The sequence below is a fragment of the Streptomyces sp. NPDC096136 genome (assembly GCF_044763325.1).
Lineage (GTDB): Bacteria > Actinomycetota > Actinomycetes > Streptomycetales > Streptomycetaceae > Streptomyces.
In genome coordinates this window covers 71,320-95,472 of record NZ_JBIWFZ010000016.1, presented here as the reverse complement: position 1 = coordinate 95,472, position 24,153 = coordinate 71,320, and the positions used below count along the sequence as shown (strand labels likewise).

At 72.4% G+C, this 24,153-nt stretch carries 27 protein-coding genes and 1 riboswitch; of the genes, 2 read left to right on the top strand and 25 right to left on the bottom strand.

What is annotated here, in order from left to right:
• Positions 1 to 7: 7 nt before the first annotated feature.
• Positions 8 to 1,258 carry a cytochrome P450 gene (locus tag ACIRBY_RS27935; protein ID WP_403905416.1) on the top strand — a complete coding sequence of 417 codons (1,251 nt, stop codon included), beginning with the start codon at positions 8 to 10 and terminating at the stop codon, positions 1,256 to 1,258.
• A gap of 22 nt (positions 1,259 to 1,280) precedes the next feature.
• Here ACIRBY_RS27935 and ACIRBY_RS27930 read toward each other — a convergent pair whose 3' ends face one another.
• The 9 genes from ACIRBY_RS27930 to rpsB all read right to left on the bottom strand — a co-directional run bounded on the left by ACIRBY_RS27930 (position 1,281) and on the right by rpsB (position 11,067).
• Positions 1,281 to 2,303 carry an ABC transporter ATP-binding protein gene (locus ACIRBY_RS27930; RefSeq protein WP_403905413.1) on the bottom strand — a complete coding sequence of 341 codons (1,023 nt, stop codon included), beginning with the start codon at positions 2,301 to 2,303 and terminating at the stop codon, positions 1,281 to 1,283.
• Positions 2,303 to 4,000, bottom strand: coding sequence for an ABC transporter permease (locus tag ACIRBY_RS27925; protein WP_403905410.1), 1,698 nt, complete (start codon positions 3,998 to 4,000; stop codon positions 2,303 to 2,305). Before ACIRBY_RS27925 ends, ACIRBY_RS27930 begins: the two co-directional genes overlap by 1 nt.
• Entirely contained in the window at positions 3,976 to 5,076 is a 1,101-nt protein-coding gene (locus ACIRBY_RS27920) for a thiamine ABC transporter substrate binding subunit (RefSeq protein WP_403905407.1), read from the bottom strand. Before ACIRBY_RS27920 ends, ACIRBY_RS27925 begins: the two co-directional genes overlap by 25 nt.
• Positions 5,077 to 5,164: 88 nt before the next feature.
• Positions 5,165 to 5,292: riboswitch (TPP riboswitch) on the bottom strand.
• Positions 5,293 to 5,312: 20 nt separating this feature from the next.
• The gene (rlmN, locus tag ACIRBY_RS27915) at positions 5,313 to 6,428 is read right to left on the bottom strand and encodes a 23S rRNA (adenine(2503)-C(2))-methyltransferase RlmN (protein ID WP_042813428.1); all 1,116 of its coding nucleotides are present in this window, start codon (positions 6,426 to 6,428) and stop codon (positions 5,313 to 5,315) included.
• Positions 6,429 to 6,562: 134 nt separating this feature from the next.
• A complete protein-coding gene (locus ACIRBY_RS27910) occupies positions 6,563 to 7,639 on the bottom strand; it encodes a phosphatidate cytidylyltransferase (protein WP_403905403.1) in 1,077 nt (358 codons plus the stop codon).
• The gene (gene frr, locus ACIRBY_RS27905) at positions 7,639 to 8,196 is read right to left on the bottom strand and encodes a ribosome recycling factor (protein ID WP_042813431.1); all 558 of its coding nucleotides are present in this window, start codon (positions 8,194 to 8,196) and stop codon (positions 7,639 to 7,641) included. Before frr ends, ACIRBY_RS27910 begins: the two co-directional genes overlap by 1 nt.
• A 94-nt stretch (positions 8,197 to 8,290) precedes the next feature.
• Entirely contained in the window at positions 8,291 to 9,070 is a 780-nt protein-coding gene (gene pyrH, locus ACIRBY_RS27900; RefSeq protein WP_042813440.1) for a UMP kinase, read from the bottom strand.
• Between the two features lie 162 nt (positions 9,071 to 9,232).
• The gene (gene tsf, locus ACIRBY_RS27895) at positions 9,233 to 10,069 is read right to left on the bottom strand and encodes a translation elongation factor Ts (protein WP_365156616.1); all 837 of its coding nucleotides are present in this window, start codon (positions 10,067 to 10,069) and stop codon (positions 9,233 to 9,235) included.
• Between the two features lie 134 nt (positions 10,070 to 10,203).
• Positions 10,204 to 11,067 carry a 30S ribosomal protein S2 gene (gene rpsB / locus ACIRBY_RS27890; protein WP_042813433.1) on the bottom strand — a complete coding sequence of 288 codons (864 nt, stop codon included), beginning with the start codon at positions 11,065 to 11,067 and terminating at the stop codon, positions 10,204 to 10,206.
• A gap of 250 nt (positions 11,068 to 11,317) precedes the next feature.
• Between rpsB and ACIRBY_RS27885 the strand changes: the two genes are divergently transcribed.
• Positions 11,318 to 11,833 carry a M23 family metallopeptidase gene (locus tag ACIRBY_RS27885; protein WP_403905398.1) on the top strand — a complete coding sequence of 172 codons (516 nt, stop codon included), beginning with the start codon at positions 11,318 to 11,320 and terminating at the stop codon, positions 11,831 to 11,833.
• A 16-nt stretch (positions 11,834 to 11,849) separates the two neighbouring features.
• On the opposite strand, the gene ACIRBY_RS27880 is transcribed toward ACIRBY_RS27885, so the two are convergent.
• The 16 genes from ACIRBY_RS27880 to rpsP all read right to left on the bottom strand — a co-directional run bounded on the left by ACIRBY_RS27880 (position 11,850) and on the right by rpsP (position 23,995).
• Positions 11,850 to 12,413: a TetR/AcrR family transcriptional regulator gene (locus ACIRBY_RS27880; RefSeq protein WP_403905581.1), complete on the bottom strand. Its 564-nt coding sequence runs from the start codon at positions 12,411 to 12,413 to the stop codon at positions 11,850 to 11,852.
• Positions 12,414 to 12,493: 80 nt separating this feature from the next.
• Positions 12,494 to 13,330 (bottom strand): RNA polymerase sigma factor WhiG, encoded by an 837-nt coding sequence (gene whiG / locus ACIRBY_RS27875; protein ID WP_403905396.1) that lies wholly within the window; start codon positions 13,328 to 13,330, stop codon positions 12,494 to 12,496.
• A 209-nt stretch (positions 13,331 to 13,539) separates the two neighbouring features.
• A complete protein-coding gene (gene dprA, locus ACIRBY_RS27870; protein ID WP_403905394.1) occupies positions 13,540 to 14,724 on the bottom strand; it encodes a DNA-processing protein DprA in 1,185 nt (394 codons plus the stop codon).
• On the bottom strand, positions 14,721 to 16,346 hold the full coding sequence (locus tag ACIRBY_RS27865; protein ID WP_403905392.1) for a YifB family Mg chelatase-like AAA ATPase: 1,626 nt from the start codon (positions 16,344 to 16,346) through the stop codon (positions 14,721 to 14,723). The genes dprA and ACIRBY_RS27865 overlap by 4 nt, the downstream gene beginning before the upstream one ends.
• Positions 16,346 to 16,717 (bottom strand): YraN family protein, encoded by a 372-nt coding sequence (locus tag ACIRBY_RS27860; protein ID WP_403905389.1) that lies wholly within the window; start codon positions 16,715 to 16,717, stop codon positions 16,346 to 16,348. The genes ACIRBY_RS27865 and ACIRBY_RS27860 overlap by 1 nt, the downstream gene beginning before the upstream one ends.
• A gap of 144 nt (positions 16,718 to 16,861) precedes the next feature.
• Entirely contained in the window at positions 16,862 to 17,170 is a 309-nt protein-coding gene (locus tag ACIRBY_RS27855; RefSeq protein ID WP_014675276.1) for a DUF2469 domain-containing protein, read from the bottom strand.
• 55 nt (positions 17,171 to 17,225) lie between these two features.
• Complete coding sequence (locus tag ACIRBY_RS27850; protein WP_403905386.1) at positions 17,226 to 17,744, bottom strand: NUDIX hydrolase; 519 nt, start codon at positions 17,742 to 17,744, stop codon at positions 17,226 to 17,228.
• Complete coding sequence (gene lepB / locus ACIRBY_RS27845) at positions 17,734 to 18,495, bottom strand: signal peptidase I (RefSeq protein ID WP_403905384.1); 762 nt, start codon at positions 18,493 to 18,495, stop codon at positions 17,734 to 17,736. Before lepB (ACIRBY_RS27845) ends, ACIRBY_RS27850 begins: the two co-directional genes overlap by 11 nt.
• 60 nt (positions 18,496 to 18,555) lie before the next feature.
• The gene (gene lepB / locus ACIRBY_RS27840; protein ID WP_403905381.1) at positions 18,556 to 19,452 is read right to left on the bottom strand and encodes a signal peptidase I; all 897 of its coding nucleotides are present in this window, start codon (positions 19,450 to 19,452) and stop codon (positions 18,556 to 18,558) included.
• 113 nt (positions 19,453 to 19,565) lie between these two features.
• Positions 19,566 to 20,318: a signal peptidase I gene (gene lepB, locus ACIRBY_RS27835; protein ID WP_403905378.1), complete on the bottom strand. Its 753-nt coding sequence runs from the start codon at positions 20,316 to 20,318 to the stop codon at positions 19,566 to 19,568.
• A 226-nt stretch (positions 20,319 to 20,544) separates the two neighbouring features.
• Positions 20,545 to 21,288 carry a signal peptidase I gene (gene lepB, locus ACIRBY_RS27830; RefSeq protein WP_403905375.1) on the bottom strand — a complete coding sequence of 248 codons (744 nt, stop codon included), beginning with the start codon at positions 21,286 to 21,288 and terminating at the stop codon, positions 20,545 to 20,547.
• 44 nt (positions 21,289 to 21,332) lie between these two features.
• A complete protein-coding gene (gene rplS, locus ACIRBY_RS27825) occupies positions 21,333 to 21,683 on the bottom strand; it encodes a 50S ribosomal protein L19 (RefSeq protein WP_030227407.1) in 351 nt (116 codons plus the stop codon).
• Positions 21,684 to 21,815: 132 nt separating this feature from the next.
• The gene (trmD, locus tag ACIRBY_RS27820) at positions 21,816 to 22,637 is read right to left on the bottom strand and encodes a tRNA (guanosine(37)-N1)-methyltransferase TrmD (protein ID WP_403905372.1); all 822 of its coding nucleotides are present in this window, start codon (positions 22,635 to 22,637) and stop codon (positions 21,816 to 21,818) included.
• Positions 22,637 to 23,230, bottom strand: coding sequence for a ribosome maturation factor RimM (gene rimM / locus ACIRBY_RS27815; RefSeq protein ID WP_403905369.1), 594 nt, complete (start codon positions 23,228 to 23,230; stop codon positions 22,637 to 22,639). Before rimM ends, trmD begins: the two co-directional genes overlap by 1 nt.
• An 85-nt stretch (positions 23,231 to 23,315) precedes the next feature.
• On the bottom strand, positions 23,316 to 23,555 hold the full coding sequence (locus ACIRBY_RS27810; RefSeq protein ID WP_042810017.1) for an RNA-binding protein: 240 nt from the start codon (positions 23,553 to 23,555) through the stop codon (positions 23,316 to 23,318).
• Positions 23,556 to 23,557: 2 nt separating this feature from the next.
• A complete protein-coding gene (gene rpsP, locus ACIRBY_RS27805) occupies positions 23,558 to 23,995 on the bottom strand; it encodes a 30S ribosomal protein S16 (protein WP_365155469.1) in 438 nt (145 codons plus the stop codon).
• Between the last annotated feature and the right edge of the window lie 158 nt (positions 23,996 to 24,153).

The window sequence follows — 24,153 nt, the reverse complement described above, 5'->3', positions numbered from 1 at the left end:
ACCTCTCATGACCCAAGGCATCCTGCGGCAGATCCTCGACTACTCCAGCCGTGCCAACCCGTACCCGCTGTACGAGGAGCTCCGCAAGAACCCGGTGTTCCACGACGGGGAAGGCCCGTACGTCGTCAGCACCTACCACGAGATCAAGGGCCTCCTGCACGACCCGCGGATCAGCTCCGACGCCCGCAACCTGGCGACGACGGCCGGCGACCCGCTGAACGAGGCCGACGAGGACGAGGGAGGGGTGCTGCCGCCGTCCTTCCTGAAGCTGGACCCGCCCGACCACGACCGGCTGCGCCGGATGACCAACCGCCCCTTCGGACCGCCGCACTCCCCGCGCCGGGTCGAGCAGATGCGCGGCGAGCTGGGCGGCATCGTGACCGGGCTGATCGACACGATCGCCGAGAAGGGCGACCCGGGCCGGATCGACCTGGTCGAGGAGTTCTCCTACCCCTTCCCCGTGACGGTGATCTGCCGGCTGCTGGGCGTGCCGCCCGAGGACGAGGCCCGCTTCCACGTCTGGGCCGACACCCTCGCCGCGAGCCTGGACCCCGATCCGGACGCGGACCCCGCCGAACGGATGAAGAAGACGCAGGACTCCCGGATGGAGCTCGGCATGTACCTGGCCGGGCTGATCGAGGAGCGGCGCAAGAACCCGACCGGGGACATGCTCTCGGAGCTGGCGACCGGGCAGGGACCGGACGGCACCATGAGCACGATGGAGGTGCTCAGCACGGCGGCCCTGCTGCTGATCGCCGGGCACGAGACCACCGTCAACCTGATCACGAACGGGATGCTCACCCTCCTGCGCCAGCCGGAGCACCTGGACCGGCTGCGCTCCGAACCGAACCTGGCCGTGCCGATGGTGGAGGAGCTGCTGCGCTACGAGCCCCCGGTGCAGCTGCTGCCGCAGCGCAGCACGCTGGCCGACATCGAGGTGGCGGGGGTGACCATCCCCAAGGGCTCCTCGCTCTGGCTGGTCCTCGCCTCGGGGAACCGCGACCCGAAGCGGTTCGAGGACCCGGACCGCTTCGACCCCGACCGCAAGGACGTCCAGCACCTGGGCCTGGGCAGCGGCATCCACAGCTGCTTCGGGGCGCCGCTGGCCCGGCTGGAGGCCGCGCTGGCCCTGAGCGAGCTGGCCCGCAGGCTGGAGAACCCGCGGCTGCTGGAGGACCCCCCGCCCTACCGGCAGAACGCGGTCCTGCGCGGCCCGCGCCACCTGCCGATCGCCTGCGACGGCATCCGCGCCGCCTAGGCCTCCCCGCGCGGGGGCGTCCCTAGGCCGAGGGGAGGACGACCACCTCGGAGGGCGTGAAGGCCACCGCGACCCGGTCCCCCGCGGCCGGCGCGGTGGCGAGGGCGCACTCCGCCTCCAGTGCGGGGCCCGACGCGGGCCGGAGCAGCAGCGCCACGTGCGTGCCCCGGAAGGTACGGGACTCCACCACGCAGTCCAGCCCGGCCGCGGCCGGCACCACCCCGGCCGGCCGGACCAGCAGCCGGTGCTCGCCCTCGGGCGAGCCGGCCGGTACGGGGACCTTCCCCCACGGGGTCGCGGCCGCGCCCCCGCAGACGGTGGCCGGGACCACGTTCTCGAAGCCGAGGAACCGTGCCACGAACTCCGAGGCCGGCCGCTGCCACACCTCCAGCGGGGTGCCCGCCTGGGCGATCCGGCCGTCCCGCATCACCACCACCCGGTCGGCCAGCGCGAAGGCCTCGCCCTGGTCGTGGGTGACGGCCAGCACGGTGGTCCCCAGCCGGGAGAACAGCCCCTGGAGCTCCACCACCAGCCGCTCGCGCAGCCCCCGGTCGAGCTGGCCCAGCGGCTCGTCCAGCATGAGCAGCCTCGGCGAGGGGGCCAGCGCCCGGGCCAGGGCCACGCGCTGCTGCTCACCGCCCGACAGCGAGGCCACGGCCCGGCCCTGGGCCCCGGGGAGCCCGACCAGGTCCAGCAGCCGCGCGACCCGCTCGCCCCGCTCCGCCCTCGCGGAGCCCCGCACGCGCAGGCCGAAGGCGACGTTCGCGCCGACGTCCCGGTGCGGGAAGAGCTGGTGGTCCTGGAACATCAGGCCGACCCCCCTCCGGTGCACCGGCACCCCGGCCTGGTCGGCGCCGTCGAGCAGCACGCGCCCGGCGGAGGGCGGCTGGAGCCCGGCCACCACCCGCAGCAGGGTGGACTTGCCGCTGCCGCTGGGCCCGAGCACGCAGACGGTCTCGTGCTCGGCGACCTCCAGGTCCACCGCGTCCACGACCGCGCGGTCGCCGAAGCGCACCGTCACCCCTTCGAGGCGCAGCAGGGTCATCAGAACTCTCCCGAGGTCTTGTCGGGTCGCAGTCGCTCCAGCACCAGCAGGGACACCGCGCACACCAGCATCAGAATCGTGCTCAGGGCCATGGCCTGCCCGTAGTTCATCCCGCCGGCCCGCCCCAGCAGCCGGGCCACGGCCACCGGCAGCGTCGGACGGTCCGGCCGGGCGATGAACACCGTCGCGCCGAACTCGCCCAGCGAGACCGCGAAGGCGAAGCCCGCCGCGATCAGGACCGCCCGCCGCACCAGCGGCAGGTCCACCTCGCGCCACACCCGCAGCGGCGACGCTCCGAGCACGGCCGCCGCCTCCCGCAGCCTGCCGTCGACCGCGCGCAGCACCGGCAGCATGGTCCGCACGACGAACGGCACCCCGACCAGGGCCTGGGCCAGCGGCACCAGGATCCAGGAGGTGCGCAGGTCCAGCGGCGGCTCGTCCAGGGTGATCAGGAACCCGAAGCCCACCGTCACGGCGGACACGCCGAGGGGCAGCATCAGCAGCGCGTCGAAGCCCCGGACGAAGCGGCCGGCACGCCGGGCCAGCGCCGCGGCCGCGAGACCGCCGACGGCCAGGGCGATGGCCGTGGCGGCGAGCGCGTACTGGAGGGAGTTCCAGATGGCCTCCAGCGGCGGCACCAGAAACGTTCCGCCCCCGGAACCGCTCTCCTGGAGCGCCCGGTAGAACCCGAACCCGTACCCGCCGGGCGCGTCCAGGGACCGCTCCACCAGCACGGCGAGCGGGGCCACGATCAGCAGCGCCACCGTCAGCAGCACCCCGCCCAGCAGCCCGCGCTGCGCCCAGCCGCGCGGCGGGTGCGCGGTGCGCGACGGGTCGACGAGCCGCAGCGCCGTCTCCCGCCGGCGCACGGTCCAGGCGTGCACGCCGAGGATGATCCCGACGGCGGCGAACTGGACCAGCGTCAGCACCGCGGCCGTCGACAGGTCCAGCAGCTGCGCCGTCTGCCGGTAGACCTCGACCTCCAGCGTGGCGTACGAGGGGCCGCCCAGGATCTGGACGACGCCGAAGGAGCTGAAGGTGAACAGGAACACCATCAGCGCGGCGGCGGCCACCGACGGCGCGAGCGCGGGCAGGGTCACCCGCCGCCAGGCCGTGAACCGCCCGGCGCCCAGCACCCGGGCGGCCTCCTCCTGGCGCGGGTCCAGCTGGGCCCACAGCCCGCCGACCGTCCGGACGACGACGGCGTAGTTGAAGAAGACGTGCGCGAGCAGGATCGCCCAGACGGTGGTGTCCAGCCGGACGCCCCACATCTCGTCGAGCAGCCCGTTGCGACCGACCAGTGCCAGGAAGGCCGTGCCGACGACCACGGTCGGCAGCACGAAGGGGACCGTGACCAGGGCGCGCAGCAGCTGTTTGCCGGGGAAGGAGAAGCGTGCGAACACGTACGCGCCCGGGAGCGCGACGAGCAGGGTGAGCACGGTCGAGGCGAGCGCCTGCCAGGTGGTGAACCAGAGCACGCCGGCGATGTCGGGCTGGGAGAGCACCTCGCCGATCCGGCCGAACTCCCAGCCCGCGTCCGTCCTGAACCCGCGGCCGACGATCGCGGCGACGGGGTACGCGAAGAACAGCCCGAAGAAGGCGAGCGGCACGGCCATCAGGGCCAGCCTGACGGCGGTGGCCCGCCCGCCCTCCTTCGGGGAGCCGTCGCGGACTACTTCACGACGATCGAGGACCATGCCTTGACCCACTGGTCACGGTTCTTCGCGATGGTCTCGGGGGCCACGTTCTCCGGCTTCTCGACCACCACGCCGTGCTTGGTGAACACCTCCGGCAGCTTCGCGTCCTTGACCACCGGGTTCACGAACATCTGGAGCGGCATGTCCTCCTGGAACTTCTTGCCGATCAGGAAGTCGATGAGGGCCTTGCCGCCCTCCTCGTTCTTCGCGCCCTTCAACAGGCCCGCGAACTCGACCTGGCGGAAGCAGGTGCCGGTGGCCACGCCCGTGGGGGCCTCGGCCGGCTGGGGGTCGCCGTAGAGGACCTCGACCGGCGGGCTGGAGGCGTAGGAGACGACCAGCGGGCGGTCGCCCTTGGCCTTCTTGCCGCCCGCGGAGCCGGAGAACCGCTCGTTGTAGGCCTGCTCCCAGCCGTCGACGACCTCGACGCCGTTGGCCTTGAGCTTGCTCCAGTAGTCCTTCCAGCCGTCCTCGCCGTACTTGCCGACGGAGGCGAGCAGGAAGCCGAGGCCGGGCGAGGAGGTCGCGGCGTTCTCGGTGACGAGCAGGTTCTTGTACTCCGGCTTGAGCAGGTCGTCCAGCGTCTGCGGCGGGGCGATCTTCTTGTCGGCGAAGTAGGCCTTGTCGTAGTTGACGCAGATGTCGCCGGAGTCGACCGGCGTGACCCGGTGCTGCGGGTCGAGGAGGTACTCGGGCTTGACCCCGGCCAGGCCCTTGGCCTCGTACGGGGTGAAGATCCCGTTGTCGAGGGCGCGGGAGAGGAGCGTGTTGTCGACGCCGAAGAAGACGTCGCCGCGCGGGGAGCCCTTGGTGAGGATCTCCTGGTTGAGGGCGGCGCCGGCGTCACCGGACTTCAGCACCTTGACGGTGTAGCCGCTCTGCTGCTCGAACTCCTTGAGGACCGGTTCGGACACGACGAAGGAGTCGTGGGAGACGAGCGTGATCGTCTTGGACTTCGGGGCCCCGCTCGCGGCGGCCCCCTCCTCGTTCTTGGCGCCCCCGCCGCACGCGGCGAGCGTGCCGACACCGAGGGCCGCGGCCAGCGCCGCACCCGCGATCTTCTTGGTGGTGCTCACGGTTCATTCCTCCTGGGTATGACCAGGAGAAGACGCGGCCCCGCCCGGGCGCTCGGATGGAGCGGGCGCCCGGGCAGGGCGCAACAGCTTGAGGTGGTGACCGAACTTCCTACCCAGAATGACCTGGGCGAGGTTCAGAGGGTCTGCGGCCACGGTGCTCGATCCGAAAACGTGTTGCCGCACTCTCAGCGCTGTGGCGCTCCCCTGTCGGAATATGCAGATGTACGCGGGCCAGACTACCGCTCGCTCGCCGCGAGCTGCCCGCACGCTCCGTCGATCTCCTGGCCACGGGTGTCCCGGACGGTCACGGGCACGCCGTGGCGGGCGATGGCCTCGACGAAGGCCTTCTCGTCCTCGGGGCGCGAGGCGGTCCACTTCGAGCCGGGCGTCGGGTTCAGCGGGATCAGGTTGACGTGCACGCGCTTGCCCTTGAGCAGGCGGCCGAGGAGGTCGCCGCGCCAGGCCTGGTCGTTGATGTCGCGGATCAGGGCGTACTCGATGGAGACCCGGCGGCCGGACTTCTCGGCGTACTCCCAGGCCGCGTCGAGGACCTCGCGGACCTTCCAGCGGGTGTTCACGGGGACGAGGGTGTCGCGCAGCTCGTCGTCCGGGGCGTGCAGGGAGACCGCGAGGCGGCACTTGAAGCCCTCGTCGGCGAACCGCAGCATGGCCGGGACCAGGCCGACGGTGGAGACGGTGATGCCGCGCTGCGACAGGCCCAGGCCGTCGGGCTCCGGGTCGGTGAGGCGGCGGATGGCGCCGACGACGCGGTTGTAGTTGGCGAGCGGCTCGCCCATGCCCATGAAGACGATGTTGGACAGGCGGGCGGGGCCGCCGGGGACCTCGCCGTCGCGCAGGGCGCGCATGCCGTCGACGATCTGGTGCACGATCTCGGCGGTGGACAGGTTGCGGTCGAGGCCGGCCTGGCCGGTGGCGCAGAACGGGCAGTTCATGCCGCAGCCCGCCTGCGAGGAGATGCACATGGTGACCCGGTCGGGGTAGCGCATCAGGACGGACTCGACGAGGGTGCCGTCGTGCAGCTTCCACAGGGTCTTGCGGGTGGTGTCGTCGTCGCAGCTGATGTGCCGGATGACGTTCATCAGCTCGGGCAGCAGCTCCTGCTGGAGCTTCTCGCGCGAGGCCGCCGGGATGTCGGTCCACTCCGCCGGGTCGTGGGCGTAGCGGGCGAAGTAGTGCTGGGAGAGCTGCTTGGCCCGGAACGGCTTCTCGCCGATCGCGGCCACCGCCTCGCGGCGCTCGGCCGGGGTGAGGTCGGCGAGGTGCCGGGGCGGCTTCTTGGCCCCTCGCGGGGCGACGAAGGTGAGCTCACCCGGAGCGGGACGGGGGGCCATGCGGTACTCCTCGGTACGACGGGGTGGGGGTCACCCCGCGCATGCAGGGCCGGTCCGCGGCGTCGGCCGCCGGACGGAAAGGGCGCGCCGCGTGGAACACGGCGCGCCCTCCAGGATAACCCGGCCCGGAACCGTCAGCCGGTGCCGACGAAGGCGGCCAGCAGCAGCCAGACGACCGGGGCCGTCGGCAGCAGGGAGTCGAGGCGGTCCATGATGCCCCCGTGGCCCGGGAGCAGCGTGCCCATGTCCTTGATCCCCAGGTCGCGCTTGATCATCGACTCGCCGAGGTCGCCCAGGGTCGCGCTGACGGCGACGGCCAGGCCCAGGAGCAGGCCCTGCCACCAGGAGCCCCCGTCGATCAGGAACTCCATGCACAGCGCGCCGGCCACCATGGCGAAGGCCACCGCTCCGAGGAGTCCCTCGCGGGTCTTCCCGGGGCTGATGCGCGGCGCGAGCTTGTGCTTGCCGAAGCGCCAGCCGACGGCGTACGCCCCGGTGTCGCTGACGACGGTCAGCAGCAGGAAGGTCACCACCCGCTGCGGGCCGTCCTCGGCCGTGAGCAGCATCGCGACGAACGTCGCCAGGAAGGGCACGTAGAACGCCGCGAAGACGCCCGCGGTGACGTCCTTGAGGTAGTCCTCGGGCGGTTCCGTCATCCGCCAGACGAGCACCGCCAGCGCGGTCAGCGCCATGGCGACCCAGGCGCCCTCGGCCCCGCGGACGTAGCCGGCGATGACCATCGCCGCGCCGCCGACCGCGAGCGGGACCAGCGGCGCCTTGATGCCCTTCTTCTCCTGGAGCCGGGAGGTGAGCTCCCACAGGCCGACCACGACCGCGACGACGACCACGCCGACGAAGACGGCCTTGACGATGAACAGCGAAGCGAAGATCACCGCGCCGAGGCCGACGCCGACCCCTATCGCGGCACGCAGATCCCGCCCGGCACGCTTCTTCTGCGGCGGGGGCGAGGCGTCCTGCGGTGCCTGGGAAGGCGGTGGCGGGGGGCTGGGCATGGGCTCCTGCAACGGCATCTCGGTACGGAGCGGGGGGCCGCCGGCGAAGGCGGCCCCCCGATCGCGTGCTTCCCGGTCGTCGAACGCACGGCCGGCGGCATCGGGCACGATGGGCATGGGCGCAGTCTGCGGGCCCACCAGCGCATCGTATGCGGGACCCGCCGGTACCGGCTCAGCGGCCCAGGGAGAGTCGTTCATCAGACCTCGAGGAGCTCGGCTTCCTTGTGCTTGAGGAGCTCGTCCACCTGCGCGACGTACTTCGCGGTGGTGTCGTCGAGCTCCTTCTCGGCGCGGCGCACCTCGTCCTCGCCGGCCTCCTTGTCCTTGACCAGCTTGTCGAGGGCGTCCTTGGCCTTGCGGCGCACGGCGCGGATGGAGACGCGGGAGTCCTCGGCCTTGTTCTTGGCGACCTTGATGTACTCCTTGCGGCGGTCCTGCGTCAGCTCGGGGAAGGTCACCCGGATGATATTGCCGTCGTTGCTGGGGTTGACGCCCAGGTCGGAGTCGCGGATCGCCTGCTCGATGTTGCGCAGGGCGCTCTTGTCGAAGGGGGTCACGACGGCCATGCGCGGCTCGGGCACCGAGAAGGAGGCGAGCTGGTTGATGGGCGTGATGGCGCCGTAGTAGTCCGCCACGATCTTGTTGAACATCGCCGGGTGCGCACGGCCCGTGCGAATCGCGGCGAAGTCCTCCTTGGCGACGACGACGGCCTTCTCCATCTTCTCCTCGGCCTCGAGGAGGATTTCTTCGATCACCACGTGCTCCTGCATGTCTTGAATGGATGGTTCGGGCGGGCGGGGCGGTACGGGCCGCCCGGACCGGGCCCGTGAAGGGCCCGGTGCGACGGGCTCAAGCCCGGGTGCCCTGGTCGCTCACGAGCGTGCCGATCTTCTCACCCTTGACGGCACGGGCGATATTGCCTTCGGCGAGCAGTTCGAAGACGAGGATCGGCAGCTGGTTGTCGCGGCACAGCGTGATGGCCGTGGCGTCGGCGACCTTGAGGTCCCGGGACAGCACCTCGTTGTACTCCAGCGCGTCGAACTTCACCGCGTCCGGGTTGGTCTTCGGGTCGGAGTCGTAGACCCCGTCGACGCCGTTCTTGCCCATGAGGAGGGCCTCGGCGTCGATCTCCAGGGCGCGCTGGGCGGCCGTGGTGTCGGTGGAGAAGTACGGCATGCCCATGCCGGCGCCGAAGATGACGACGCGGCCCTTCTCCAGGTGCCGGACGGCGCGCAGCGGGATGTACGGCTCCGCGACCTGGCCCATGGTGATGGCGGTCTGGACGCGGCTGTCGATGCCCTCCTTCTCCAGGAAGTCCTGGAGGGCGAGGCAGTTCATGACGGTGCCGAGCATGCCCATGTAGTCGGACCGGGCCCGGTCCATGCCGCGCTGCTGAAGCTCCGCGCCGCGGAAGAAGTTGCCGCCGCCGATGACGACCGCGATCTCGGCGCCGTCTCGGACCACGGCCGCGATCTCGCGGGCGATGGCGTGCACGACGTCAGGGTCGACACCCAGCCCGCCGCCGCCGGAGAAGGCTTCGCCGGACAGCTTCAGCATGAAGCGGCGACCCTTCTTCTCGTGGTCGCTCTTGTCGTGGGATGCGGTGTGGGGGTCCACGCCCTGGTTCATGGAGATCTCCTCGTGCACATACGAAGAAGGCCATTGCCGTTGGGTCCTCTCGGTTCCCTCTGCGGCAATGGCCTCCTCGTCAGATCTGCGGTCGTCCGGCGCAAGCGCGGACGACTGCCTCAGACCCTATCGGGGTCCGGTGTCCGTCGCGTACGGACGGACTCAGATGCCGACCTTGATGCGGGCGAAGCGCTTCAGGGTGACACCGGCCTCGTCCAGAACCTTCTGGACGGACTTCTTGTTGTCCAGCGCGTACGGCTGGCCGAGCAGCGTGGCGTCCTTGAAGAAGCCGTTCACGCGACCCTCGACGATCTTGGCGATCGCGGCCTCGGGCTTGCCCTCGGCGCGGGTGGTCTCCTCGGCGACGCGGCGCTCGGACTCGACGATCTCGGCCGGGACGTCCTCGGCGGTGAGGTACTTCGGCGCGAAGGCGGCGATGTGCTGGGCGATGCCCTTGGCCAGGTCGGCGTCGGCCTTGTCCAGCTCGACCAGGACACCGATCTGCGGGGGCAGGTCGGGCATGGTGCGGTGCATGTAGGAGGCCACGAAGGCACCCTCGTACGCCGCGAAGCGGTCCAGGACGATCTTCTCGCCGAGGTTGGCGTTGGCCTCGTCCACGAACGCCTGGACGGTCTTGCCGGCCTCGATCTCGGACGCGAGCAGCGCCTCGATGTCGGCGGGCTTGGTGGCGGCCACGTGGGCGGCGAGCTGGTCGGCGACGGCCAGGAACTTCGGGCTCTTGGCCACGAAGTCGGTCTCGCACTTGAGCTCGACGAGCACACCGGAGGTGGCGTCGCCGGAGATCAGGGAGGTGACGGCACCGTTCTCGGCAGAACGGCCCTCGCGCTTGGCGACACCCTTCAGGCCCTTGACGCGCAGGATCTCGTTGGCCTTGGTGACGTCGCCGTCGGCCTCGACGAGCGCGTTCTTGCAGTCCAGCATGCCGGCGCCGGTGAGCTCGCGGAGCTTCTTGACGTCAGCGGCGGTGTAGTTCGCCATGAGTCTGTGATTCTCTCTCGAAGTCGTAGATCTACGGGTGAACGGCGGAGGAGCGCGCTCGTGGCGCGGCTCCCCCGCCGTCATCGTCCGTGCTGCGAGTGCCCGGCGGATGAACGCCGGGCGCTCTCAGTGGGTCAGGCCTGCTCGGCGGCCGGAGCCTCGGCAGCCGGAGCCTCGGCAGCCGGGGCCTCAGCCGCGGGGGCCTCGGCGTCAGCCTTCTTCTCGCCCTCGAGCAGGTCGCGCTCCCACTCGGCGAGCGGCTCGGCGGCGGCCTTCTCGCCCGGCTTCGAGTCGCCGGTCGCAGCGCCGGAGCGGGCGATGAGGCCCTCGGCGACGGCGTCGGCGATCACGCGGGTGAGCAGGGTGACGGAGCGGATGGCGTCGTCGTTGCCCGGGATCTTGTAGTCGACCTCGTCGGGGTCGCAGTTGGTGTCGAGGATCGCGACGACCGGGATGTGCAGCTTGCGCGCCTCACCGACGGCGATGTGCTCCTTCTTGGTGTCGACGATCCAGACGGCGCTGGGAACCTTCGACATCTCGCGGATACCACCGAGGGTCTTCTCCAGCTTGGCCTTCTCGCGGGAGAGGACCAGGAGCTCCTTCTTGGTGAGACCCGAGGCGGCGACGTCCTCGAAGTCGATCGCCTCAAGCTCCTTCAGACGCTGAAGGCGCTTGTAGACGGTGGAGAAGTTGGTGAGCATGCCACCCAGCCAGCGCTGGTTGACGTACGGCATGCCGACGCGGGTCGCCTGCTCGGCGATGGCCTCCTGCGCCTGCTTCTTCGTACCGACGAACATGATGGAACCGCCGTGCGCGACGGTCTCCTTCACGAACTCGTAGGCGCGGTCGATGTACGACAGCGACTGGAGCAGGTCGATGATGTAGATGCCGTTGCGCTCGGTGAAGATGAAGCGCTTCATCTTCGGGTTCCAGCGACGGGTCTGGTGACCGAAGTGGACGCCGCTCTCCAGCAGCTCCCGCATCGTTACGACGGCCATGGCCATCTCCTTGGTTTCTCGGTTTTTGGTTCCTGACGCCCCGCCGCGCCCTGCCCCTGGAGGGACCGAGAGACGCTTTCATCCGACCGGAACCGGTCGGCGCTGGGGCGTGCGAAGTCGACCCGGTGACCCGGATCGCCACAAGAAGTGTACGGGACCCGGCGGTATGCCGGGTGACGCCCTTGTCCACACCCTTTCGGCCGTCCACAGGCACGGGCGGGCCGGGGCGCCCGCGCGGGACGCTGGGCGCATGACGACGACCCTGCTGCTCAGCCTGCTGTTCGCCCTGTCCCGGGCCCTGGTGCCGGGCCCCGCGGCCGCCCCCGCCGAGGGGGCCTTCACGGCGGTCCGGCCCCTGCCGGCGCCGCTCGCCGTGGCCCGGTGGTGGGACCCGCCCCCGACCCCGTACGCGGCGGGGCACCGCGGGGTGGACCTGTCGGCCCCGGCGGGGGCGGAGGTACGGGCCGTCGGGCCGGGACGGGTCCACTACGCGGGGCCGGTCGCGGGGAGGGGCGTGCTGTCGCTCACCCTCCCGGGCGGGCTGCGGACCACGTACGAGCCGGTGCGGCCGCTGGTCGCGCAAGGGGAGGCGGTCGCGGCGGGCCAGGTGGTGGCGGTGCTCACGGAGGGCGCCCACTGCCCGGGACCCTGCCTGCACTGGGGCCTCCTGGCGGGCGAGGACGCCTACCTCGACCCGCTGGCACTGCTCCCCGCGCCCACGCCCCGGCTGCTGCCCTCCGCCCCGGACCCGGACCGGCCGGGCTGAGCCCGCCCCCTGCGGATCAGGCCGGGCCGTTGATGCCGTGCAGGGCCATGCCGACGGCGGTGGCGGTGATCACGGCCGGGTCCTCGGCGGCGCCGAGCTCGATCCGGCGGGCCGCCGCGTCCACGACCCCCTGGAGCAGCAGGGCGGCCAGGCGGGGCTCCGGCTGCCCGAGGGCCTCCAGCGCCTCGCCGATCATCGCGACCAGGCCGCCGTGCGCGGCGCGGATCTTCTCCCGCGCGCCCGCGTCCAGCTCGCCGGCGGAGATGGCCACCACCGCCCGGTGGCGCCGGTCGCCCACCAGGTCCAGCTGGCTGCGCACGTACGCCTCGATCTTGGCCGCGGGAGTCGGCGCGGCCTCCATCGCCGCCTCGATCTCGGCGGCCCAGACGGGGAAGTCGACCGCGCACAGCTCTTCGACGACGGCCGCGCGCGACTTGAAGTACTCGTACACGGAGGACCGGGCGAGGCCGGTCCGCTCCGCGAGGGCGGGGAAGGTCAGGGCCTCGGTCCCGCCTTCCGACAGCAGGGAGCGCGCCGCGTCCAACAGGGCGCCGCGCTGCATCGACCGGTGCTCGGCCACGGAGGCCGCTCGAATCCTGGGCACGTCACCACTGTACGGAGCGTGCGCAAGCTCCACCGGCCGCTGCCGCGGGAGGGGGGTCAGCGGCCGACGTCCGCGAGTTTGGCGCGCAGCTGGAGCACGGACTTGGTGTGGATCTGGCTGACCCGGCTCTCGGTGACGCCCAGGACGTTGCCGATCTCGGCGAGGGTGAGGCCCTCGTAGTAGTACAGGGTCACGACGGTCTTCTCCCGCTCCGGGAGGGTGTTGATGGCCCGGGCGAGCAGCCGGCGCAGCTCCCGGTCCTCGGCCACCTCCACCGGGTCGTCGGCGGCGGTGTCCTCCAGGGTGTCCATCAGGGACAGGCGGTCGCCGCCCTCGCCGCCGACGTGCAGCAGCTCCTCCAGGGCGACCACGTTGGCCAGGGACAACTGGCTGAAGACGGTGTGGAGTTCCTCGACCCCGATGCCCATCTCCCCCGCGACCTCGCCCTCGGTCGGGGTGCGCCGCAGCTGCGCCTCCAGGGTGGCGTAGGCGCGCTCCACGGCGCGGGCCTTCTGGCGGACGGAGCGCGGGATCCAGTCCAGCGCCCGCAGCTCGTCGATCATCGCGCCGCGGATCCGGGTGATCGCGTACGTCTCGAACTTGATGGACCGCTCGATGTCGAACTTCTCGATCGCGTCGATCAGCCCGAAGACCCCCGAGGAGACGAAGTCGGCCTGCTCCACGTTGGGCGGGAGGCCGACGCTGACCCGGCCCGCCACGTACTTGACCAGCGGCGAGTAGTGCAGGATCAGCTGCTCCCGCAGCCTCTCGTCACCCGAGTCCTTGTATGAGCGCCAGAGCAGCTCCAGGGACGAGGGCTCGGCGGACCGCACGCTGCCACGGGCAGCGGGTGGCACCGAAGCGCGGTCGGACCCTGAGGTGTGCTGGGGCATGCTTCGCCTTTGCCGGAGCGGGATTCCTTGGGAGCGTAGCGTGACGGAAGTGTCGCGGTGCGCGAAGAGTACGGGATGGCGCAGGGCCGCAGGGGCGCCCGGACTCGCGCGGGCGGCCCGGTACCGGCGCCTCGCGCACGGCCCGGGCGGCCGCCTCGGGGAAGACCGCGTCTCTCATCGCCTTCACTCTTTCACCGGAACGCCCCAGGTCAACGACCGCCTCGCCGGGCGGCTCCGGATTCCCCCTCCCCCTCGGGCCGGCGGCGGGTCAACCGCCAGGCGTCGCCCTGCCGTTCGACGAACCCCAGAGAGTGAAGTTCGTACAGTCTGCCGATGACTTCATCGGTACCGGTGCCCGCGGCGAGGGAGATCTCGTCCACGTCGGCGGGCCGGGCGGCGGGGAGCGCTTCGAGGATCCGGGCGGCCCCCGGGTCCAGCAGGTCGCGCGGGAGGACGGGTCCGCGCCGGGCGGGCGCCAGCTCGCCCATGGCGCCGACCAGCTCGACGACCTCGGCGGCGTCGGTGACCAGGAACGCCTCGCCCCGCAGCAGCTCGTGCACCCCGGCGGAGAGGCCGCTGGTGGCGGGGCCGGGGACGCCCATGGTGAGGCGGCCCAGCTGCTGGGCCCGGCGGGCGGTGACGAGGGAGCCGCTGCGCTGCGCGGCCTCCACGACGACGGTGCCCCGGGTGAGGGCGGCGATGACCCGGTTGCGCAGGACGAACCGGCTGGGCGTGGGATGGCTGCCGGGCGGGAGTTCGCCCAGCACCAGTCCCTGGCGGGTGATCCGGCCGAGCAGTCCGGCGTGGCCGCGCGGGTAGGCCGTGTCCACCCCGCAGGCCAGGACCGCGGCCGTGGCGCCGCCGGAGGCGAGGGCCCCGCGGTGCGCGGCGCCGTCGATCCCGTACGCCGCCCCGGAGACCACCACCCAGCCCCGCTCGGCGAGCCCGGCGGCCAGGGTCTGCGCCATGTGGGCCCCGTACGGGGTGCAGGCGCGGGCGCCGACGACGGCGACGGAGCGCAGGGCCCAGGTCCGCAGGTTCGGCCGGCCGCGCAGCCAGAGCCCGACGGGCCGGGCGTCGCCGAGGTCGTCGAGCTGGGTCGGCCACTCGGCCGATCCCGGGCAGACGAACCGGACGTCCTCCGCGGCCGCCCGGTCCAGGTCCTGCCGGGGCTCCGCCAGCGCCGCCCGTCGGCGGTACCCGGCGAGCCGCTCGGGGCCCACCCCCGTCAGCGGGCCGGCCTCCGCGTCGGCGGCCCCGGTCAGGAGCCGCATCAGCGCGACGGGGCCGAACTCCCGCAGCCAGCGCCCGCCGTGCTCGTCCCCGGGCTCCAGGACCCGCGTGAGTGCCGCCCGGGCCAGGAACTCCGGATCCGGCCGCGCGTCGGCGCTCACGACCCGGCCCCCAGGGCCGACGCCGCCCCGCGGGCGATCCCGGTGCGCAGTTCCAGCGCGACGGCCGCGTCCAGCGCCTCGGGGCGGTCGCGGCCGCGCAGGTCGGCCACGGTCCAGGCGACCCGCAGCACCCGGTCCAGCCCCCGGGCCGTGAGCAGCCCGCGCTCCATCTCCCGCTCGGCCTGTGCCAGGGCTCCGGGGCCGGCCGGCCACCGGGTGCGCAGCTCATGGCCGGGCACCTCGGCGTTGAGCCGCCAGGGGGTGCCCGCGTACCGGGCGGCGGCCCTCTCCCGGGCTTCCCGCACCCGGTCGGCGACGGCCCGCGTGGTCTCTCCGCGGCCGCCCCGGCCGAGCAGGTCGGAACGGGTGACCGGTTCCACCTCCACCCTCAGGTCGACCCGGTCGAGCAGCGGGCCCGACAGCCGGGCCTGGTAGCGCCGGATCACCGGGGAGGGGCATTCGCATCCGGACCCGGTCAGGGTGTGCCGTCCGCAGGGGCAGGGGTTGGCCGCGAGGACCATCAGGAAGCGGGCGGGCAGCCGTACCACTCCGGCGGCCCGGGCGATGACCACGTGTCCGGCTTCCAGGGGCTGGCGCAGGGCGTCCAGCACCTTCCCGCTGAACTCCGCGGCCTCGTCCAGGAAGAGCACGCCCTTGTGAGCCAGGGAGACCGCCCCGGGCCTGGGGACCCCGGCCCCGCCGCCCACCAGTGACTGCATGGTCGCCGAGTGGTGCGGGGCGCAGTACGGGGGCCGGGAGACCAGCGGTTCGCCGGGCGGGAGGATTCCCGCGACCGAGTGGACGGCCGTCACCTCCAGGGAGTCCTGTCGGGTGAGGGGCGGCAGGATCCAGGGCAGCCGCTCGGCGAGCATGGTCTTGCCGGCGCCCGGGGGCCCGTTGAGGAAGAGGTGGTGGCCCCCGGAGGCGGCCACCTCCAGGGCCCGGCGGGCGCCGTGCTGCCCGGCGACGTCGGCGAGGTCGGGGACCTCCGGGGCCTCCTCCCCGCCCCGGGCCAGGCCCGTACCGAGTCCGGCGCCCGGCAGGAGCAGTCCGGCCAGCATCGCGTCCGGGCGCCCCTCCCCGTCCGGCGGATCCTCCTCGGGGACCGGGGCGTCGGTCAGGACGGCGATCAGCTGCCGCAGGCTGCGCACGCCGAGCACCGCCACGTCCGGGACCAGGGAGGCCTCGGCGGCGCACTGCTGCGGCACCACCACCTGCCGGTACCCCGCCTCGGCGGCGGCGAGCACGGCCGGCAGGATCCCGCGGACCGGGCGCACCCGGCCGTCCAGCCCCAGCTCCCCGATGAGCACCAGGTCGGCGATCGCCCCGGGGTCGACGACCTCGGCGGCCCCCAGGACGGCCGCCGCGACGGCCAGGTCGAAATGGGCGCCGGACTTCGGCACGGAGGCCGGGCTGAGTCCGACCGTGAGCTTCTTCTGCGGCCAGGGGGCGCCGGAGTTCACCACCGCCGCCCGTACCCGGTCCCGGCTCTCGACCAGGGTCTTGTCGGGGAGGCCCACCAGGGTGAAGGCCGCCACCCCCGGCTCCAGGTCGGCCTGGACCTCCACCACGACGCCCTCGACGCCCACCAGGGCCACCGAGCAGGCCCGCGCGAACCCCATCACGCCACCCCCCGGACGTGCTCGACGAGGGGCGCGCCGCGCCGGGGCAGCAGGACCCCGACCAGGTCGATCCGCACCCCGCCCGGGGGCGGTCCCCCGTGGTCGGCGAGCCAGCGCCCGGCCAGCCGGCGCAGCCGGTCGGCCTTCGCGGCCCGGACCGCGGCCATGGGGTGTTCGAAGTCCCCCGTGCGGCGCGTCTTGACCTCGCACACGACGAGGGCGTCCCCGTCCCGCGCGACGATGTCGATCTCCCCGCCCCGGCACCGCCAGTTCCGGGCGATCACCGTCATCCCCGACTCGGTGAGCCGCCGCACGGCGAGCCCCTCGCCGTACCGGCCCAGCGCCTGTCGTGCCACGCCCTTCGCGTCCATCCGGCACCACCTCCGGCACCGACGATCCCGCGCGCCGGCCCATCGAGTGGATCTTGGTGGACAACCCGGGCGCTGTGGACAGCCGCCTCACCCGTGCGGGTGAGGCGGGGAGCCGGGGCGCGTACCCGGGGGAGCTCGGCCGGATCAGCCGCCCGGGAGTTCGAGGTCGCTCTTGTTGAGCTCCTCGATGTTCACGTCCTTGAAGGTCAGCACCCGCACCTGCTTGACGAAGCGGGCGGGCCGGTACATGTCCCAGACCCAGGCGTCGGCCATCGTGACCTCGAAGAACACCTCCCCCTGGACCGAGTGCACCTGCATCTCGTAGTCGTTGGTGAGGTAGAAACGGCGTTCGGTCTCGATCACGTACTTGAACAGCCCGACGACGTCGCGGTACTCCCGATAGAGCTTCAGCTCCATCTCGGTCTCGTACTTCTCGAGGTCCTCGGCGCTCATGGCATGTTCCCCTTCAGCCGTGCGTCCCCCTATTGTGCGCCAGCGCCGTGCGCCCCTAAACGATTTCCGGGGGCAGGACCACCGGAGCGTCCGGGGGACCGTTGTCGAGCAGCGTCCTCAGCAGCCCTGCGAGCTTGGTCGGGTACACCGTCTCACGGGCCGCGAGCAGTTCCTCGGAGGTCCACCATCTCGCCCCCGTGACGCTGCGCCGCTCCAGCGGGGTCAGCCCGTCCATCGCGGTCTCGGTCTGCGTGGTCCGGGCCAGGAAGTACCACTCGTCCTGCTCCCAGCGCAGGCCGTCGAAGGGGAAGGAGCAGTAGCGGTGCCACAGCACCGGCCCCAGCTCCACCTCGGTGATGCCCGTCTCCTCCGCGAGTTCCCGCAGCGCGGCCTGTGCGCGGGTCTCGTCGCCCTCCAGCCCGCCGCCGGGGGTGAACCACCAGTGGTCGGCGGGGTCGTCCGGCTCGAAGCCGTGCAGCAGCAGGATCCGGTCCGCCGGGTCCAGCAGGACCACCCGGGACACCTTCCGGGGCCGTGGCGCGCGCGGTTCCCCGGCCCGCCGCTCAGCGTCCACCGGTGCGCCCCCGCGCCCGTCCGCGCCCCAGGACACGGGCGACCGGCCCGTAGGCGGCCCCCAGCACGACCAGGGCGGCTCCGCCCAGCACCGCGGCCACCTGGAGCCGCAGCGGCCCGGGCTGCGAGATCCCGCCGGGGAGGGCCGCGAACACCCGGGGGCGCTCCAGCATCCCCGTGTTCGGCCAGGCCAGCGCGTCGACGCGGGCCACGACGGCCGAGCGCGGGACCGTGCCCTGGCCGGCGTCCTGGAGGTGCGCCCGCGAGTCGAGGGAGCCGGAGCGGCGGTCGCCCATGAGGAAGAGGTTGCCCTCGGGGACGGTCACCTCGAAGGAGGTCGTCCCCGCGGCCAGCGCGTCGCGCCCGGCCTGGTCCACGTAGGGCTCTTCGAGCGGTTTCCCGTTCACGGTCAGCCTTCCGCCCTGGCCGCAGCAGGCGACGGTGTCGCCGCCGACGGCCACGACGCGCTTGACCATGGGCGAGTCGCTCCACTGGGCGTCCTTGAAGACGACCACGTCGCCGCGCCGCACCTCGGCGCCGCCGATCCGCTGCGCCAGCACCCGGTCGCCCGGCTGCACGGTGGGGACCATGGAGTTGGTCGGCACCGTGTAGGGCTGGTACACCAGCGCCCCCCAGACGAAGCCGCCGAGGAAGAGCGCGAAGCCGATGGCCACGGCGATGCCCGACAACGTGTTGCCGAGGCCGCCGCGGCCATCTCTCGCGCTCGCGCGTATTGCCTGTGTTCCGCCCATCGGTGCGCCCCCATACCCGGAGATGGCCGCCACCCGGCGGTGTCCGGCCTGGGCGGCACCCTACCGGGCGGTACGCCCCTTGGTCAGCCTCCGCCGGCGCCACAGGACGAGGGGCACGGCGCCCACGAGCCCCAGGGCCGCCGAGTTGACGTCGGCCACGCCGGGACCGGCGGCCTGCGGCGAGTGCAGGGGCGCCGGGAGCTGCTTGTCGATGCCCTTCTGGTCGAAGGTGTCCGGGACCGGCAGGGTGGCCCAGCGGGTGATCGGCCAGGCGACGACCACGGCGCGTCCGACGACGTCGCTGACCGGCACGAAGCCCTGGGTGGAGTCCTGCATGTGGTAGCGGGAGTCCTGGGAGTTCTGGCGGTGGTCGCCCATCACCCAGATCTTGCCCTTGGGCACGGTGATCGGCCCGAACGGCGCGTCGTCGCAGGGGGTGTTGCCGGGGTAGATGTACGGCTCGTCCAGCGCCTTGCCGTTGACGACGACCGGGCCGCCCCGCTTGCACTCCACGGTGTCCCCGCCGATGGCGATGGTCCGCTTGATCAGGTCCTTCTCCTCGGCGGACGGCATCAGGCCGATCCAGCTGAGGACCTTCTGCACGACGTTGGGCTCGGGGGTGGGCTCCCCCTCCAGCCAGTGCGCCGGGTCGTGGAACACGACGACCTCGCCGCGCTCGGGCTCCGAGCCGAACCACGGGGTCAGCTTGTCCACGAGCACCCGGTCACCGCGCTGCAGGGTGTTCTGCATCGAGTCGGAGGGGATCGAGAACGCCTGGACCAGGAAGGTCTTGATCAGCAGGGCGAGCACCAGGGCGATGCCGATGAGGAGCGGGAGCTCCTTCCAGAAGGAGCGGGGCTGCTTCGCCTCCGCACCCGCCTCGTCGGTCTCGTGCGTGACGGCATCGTCCGGCCGCTCCTCGCCCTCATCGCGTCCGGATCGAGCGCCTACCGCCACATCCCCCACATCCACTCCTCACTCGGAAACCACCGCCCGCACCGGAACAGGAGCGGGCCCTCCCCTCCCTTAACGAGCGGGAGTTCCCTAAGGCGCGGGAGACCGGGAACACACTATGCGAACGCGGTGCCCCGACGGCGCCCGCCGGGCCGTCGGCGCCGACCGGCACGGACCGGATCCGGAACGTCGAGGAAGGTCGCGGGCTGCTCCAGCCGGCGCCAGTGGTCGAACGGCCAGGCGATCACCACGGCCTGTCCCACCACGCCCTTCTCGTCGATGGTGCCGTCGAACGCCTCGTCGAGGTGGTAGCGGGAATCGGCCGAGTTGGCGCGGTGGTCGCCCATCACGAAGAGCCGCCCGGCGGGTACGTGCACCTCGAAGGGGATGTCGGAAGGGGAGTTCCCGGGTGACACGTAGGGCTCATCGAGCGGCCTGCCGTTGACGGTCACCCGTCCCCGGTTGTCGCAGCACGCCACGGTGTCGCCGCCGATGCCGATGACCCGCTTGATCAGATCCTGCTCGTCGGCCGAGGGCAGCAGGCCGATGAAGGTCAGGGTCTGCTTGATCTGCTTCAGGCCGGCCGGGTCCTGGGCCGGCCGGGCCGCCTCGCCCTTGAGCCAGCCTCCGGGGTCCTTGAAGACGACGACGTCCCCCCGCTCGACCTTGGAGCCGAACCAGGGGGTCAGCTTGTCCACCAGCACCCGGTCGCCGATCCGGATCGTCTGCTCCATCGAACCGGACGGGATGAAGAACGCCTGGACGAGGAAGGTCTTGAGGACCAGGGCTATGCACAGGGCCACCGCCACCAGCAGCGGCAGCTCGCCCACCCGCCGGGTGCGCCGGCGCCTGCGCACCTTGCGCGCCATCCGGCGCCGCTGGGCCCGCCCGCCGCCCTCGGCCGGATCCGCCGCCGGCTCGGCCCCGGCCGGGGAACCGGGCGCGGGACCGGGATCGGGCCGGGCACCCGGATCGGGCCGGGCACCTGCACCGGACCGGGAACCCGGCTGCGGGCGCGCCGCCGCCCCGGACCCGCGCGCGGGCCCCGGCTCAGGGCGCTGCTCCCGCTCCCGGCCGCCCCGCGGCCGCCCCCGGCTACCCATGCGGGCCGCCGGCCGGCGCCGCCGCGTGCAGGCCGTCCCAGCGGGACGGCGGCCAGCCGATCCAGTCGGCCCGCCCGATCACCTTCTCCACCGGCACCATCCCCCCGCCCGGCTCCCCCAGGTGGTCCCGCGAGTCCCGGGACTGGGAGCGGTGGTCGCCCATGACCCACAGGGTCCCCAGCGGGACGACGATCCGGAAGGGCACCTTCGAGGGAGTGTCGCCGGGGTACAGGTACGGCTCGTCCACGGCGACCCCGTTGACCCGGATCCGGCCGCCCGCGTCACAGCACACCACGTCGTCCCCTCCGACGCCCACGACCCGCTTCACGAAGTCGGTGTCCGAGGGCTCCGCCAGCCCCAGCGCCGAGACCACGCCGTGCACGGCGTCGCCGACCGGGTTGCCGCGGGCGGGCTCCCGCACGAAGGACCCGGTGCCGTCGAAGACCACCACGTCCCCCCGCTTCGGCGTCGAGCCGAAACGGTACGCCAGCTTGTTCACCAGGAGCCGGTCGCCGACCCGCAGGGTCGGCTCCATGGACCGGCTGGGGATCAGGAAGGGCTGGACCACGAAATTGCTGACCAGCAGCAGGAAGACCGTGCAGACCACGCCCAGCACCCCGGCCCGCCGCCAGGGGCCGGAGGCGCCGCGCGTTCTGAAAAACGCGAAGCGCGGCCGCCCCTCCCCCTGCTCGGGGGAGGAGTGGCCGCGCTGTGTGAGCTCTGCTTCGGTGTCCATCGGGGGCGAGCCTATCCGGCCGTCCCCGGGACCCGGAGAGGAGATCAGCGGTCGCGCTTCTCCTTGATCTTCGCGGCCTTGCCGCGGAGCTCACGGAGGAAGTACAGCTTGGCGCGACGCACGTCACCGCGGGTGACGAGCTCGATCTTCTCGAAGATCGGGGAGTGGACCGGGAAGGTACGCTCCACGCCGACGCTGAAGGAGACCTTGCGGACCGTGAAGGTCTCCGAGACGCCGGAGCCCTGGCGGCGGATGACAACACCCTTGAACTGCTGGATACGGGAGCGGTTGCCCTCGATCACGCGGACGTGCACGTTGATCGTGTCACCCGGGCGGAAGGCCGGGACGTCCGTACGCAGGGAGGCGGCGTTGACGCCATCGAGCAGGTGAGACATGAGTTCGTCTGCTTTCTTCGCACGACGCCACAGGTCGCCGGTGCGGGTTTCCGTAGAGAATTCGAGAGCCGTGTCACCCGTCGGACGACGATCCCCCTGTGGCAGGGGCGCACGCGAGCACACAGCAGCCGCCTATTCTTCCACGGCCTCCGGCCTGCGCCAAAATCGGCCGTCTTCGGAAGGTTTCCAGCCCAGGATGCTCAGGATCTCCCGGTCCTTCTTGTCGAAGGCGGAGGCCTCGCAGCGCTCGATCAGGTCGGGGCGGTTCCGCGCGGTGCGGCGGAAGGCCTCGTCCCGGCGCCAGCGGGCGATCTTCCCGTGGTGGCCGCTGAGCAGCACCTCGGGGATCTCCCGCCCGCGCCACTGCGGGGGCTTGGTGTAGACGGGGCCCTCCAGCAGGTTGGCCATCTCGCCGGGGGCGAAGGAGTCGTCGCGGTGCGATTCGGCGTTGCCGAGCACCCCGGGCAGCAGCCGGGCGACGGCCTCGGTGACGACCAGGACGGCGGCCTCGCCGCCTGCCAGCACGTAGTCGCCGATGGAGACCTCGTACACCGGCATGCGCGTGGCGTACTCGTCCATGACGCGGCGGTCGATGCCCTCGTACCGGGCGGGGGTGAAGACCAGCCACGGGCGCTCGGAGAGCTCGACGGCCAGTTCCTGGGTGAAGGGCCGGCCGCTGGGGGTGGGCACGACCATGACCGGGCCGTGCGCGCCGGACTCGTAGCCGTCCGCCAGGGCCGCGTCCAGGGCCTCGCCCCACGGCTCGGTCTTCATCACCATGCCGGGGCCGCCGCCGTACGGGGTGTCGTCGACCGTGTTGTGCCGGTCGTACGTCCACTCCCGCAGGTCGTGCACGTGGACGTCGAGCTGCCCGCGGGCCCGCGCCTTGCCGACGAGGGAGACGTTCAGGGGCTCCAGGTACTCGGGGAAGATCGTGACGACGTCGAGCCGCATCAGGCGTCGTCCCCGGACTGCGCGGCCTCGGCGGACTCCGCGGCCCCGGCGGCCCCGGCGTCGCGGGCGGAGGCGATCTCGGCGCGGTCGTCGATCAGCCCCGGCGGCGGGGTGATGACGCAGCGCTGCTCCTCCAGGTCGATCTCGGCGACGATCTCCTCGACGAAGGGGATCATCACCTCGGAGCCGTCCGGCCGCTCGACGATGAACAGGTCCTGGGAGGGGAGGTGGGAGATCTCGGTGATCCGGCCGATCTCGGTGCCGTCCTCCAGCACCACGTCCAGGTCCATCAGCTGGTGGTCGTAGTACTCGTCCTCCTCCTCCGGCAGCTCCGCGGGGTCCACGTCCGCGATGAGGAGGGTGTTGCGCAGCGCCTCGGCGGCGGTGCGGTCCTTGACCCCCGCGAAGCGCAGCAGGAGCCGGCCGCTGTGCACCCGGCCCGCCTCGATGGTCAGCGGGCCCGCCGATGCCGGGTCGGTGCGGAGCACGGCACCGGGGCTGAGCCGCAGCTCGGGCTCGTCCGTGCGCACCTCGACGGTGATCTCACCCTTGATGCCGTGGGCGCGGCCGATCCGCGCGACTACCAGCTCCACTGTGTTTGTGCCTCTCCTGTTCAGACGACGACGGGCCGGGGCGGGCACGTATGCCCTCCCCGGCCCGTGCCGGTGATTCAACTGCTCAGCGGACCTGGTCCACGTCGACGAGGTCGACGCGGATCCCCCGCCCGCCGATGGCGCCCACGACGGTACGCAGCGCACGTGCGGTGCGGCCGTTGCGGCCGATCACCTTCCCGAGGTCCTCGGGGTGCACCCGGACCTCGAGCACCTGCCCGCGGCGCAGGTTGCGCGAGGCGACCTGCACGTCGTCGGGGTTGTCCACAATGCCCTTTACGAGGTGCTCAAGAGCCTCCTCGAGCATGATCAGGCCTCGGTCGACTCGGCGGCGGCCTCAGCCTCGTCCGCCTTCTTGTCGGCCTTCTTCTTCTGCGTGATGGCCTCGCCCTTGGCCTCGCCGATGCCCTCGAGGGCCTTGGCGAACTCGTCGAAGGAGCGACGCTTGTCTTCCTTCGTCGCCGGCTGCAGCAGCGGCGCGGGGGCCGGGAGGCCCTTGTGCGCCTGCCAGTCACCGGTGAGCTTCAGGATGGCGAGAACGGCGTCGGTGGGCTGGGCGCCCACGGAGAGCCAGTACTGCGCGCGCTCGGCGTTGACCTCGATGCGCGAGGGGTTGTACGTCGGCTGGTAGATGCCGATCTCCTCGATCGCGCGGCCGTCCCGGCGGGTGCGGGCGTCGGCGACGACGATGCGGTAGTGCGGGGAGCGGATCTTACCGAGGCGCTTGAGCTTGATCTTGACTGCCACTGGAGTGGTGTCTCCTGAACTTGACGTGGTTGGGCACTTGAGATGCCACGTGGGGTTGCGGTACTCGGGTGCCCGATGGACGCGTCAGCCGGAGGAGAGAGGGGTCCTGTGCGGCTGTCGAGTACAGCTGCCCATTGTGCCACATGCCCGCGGCGCCT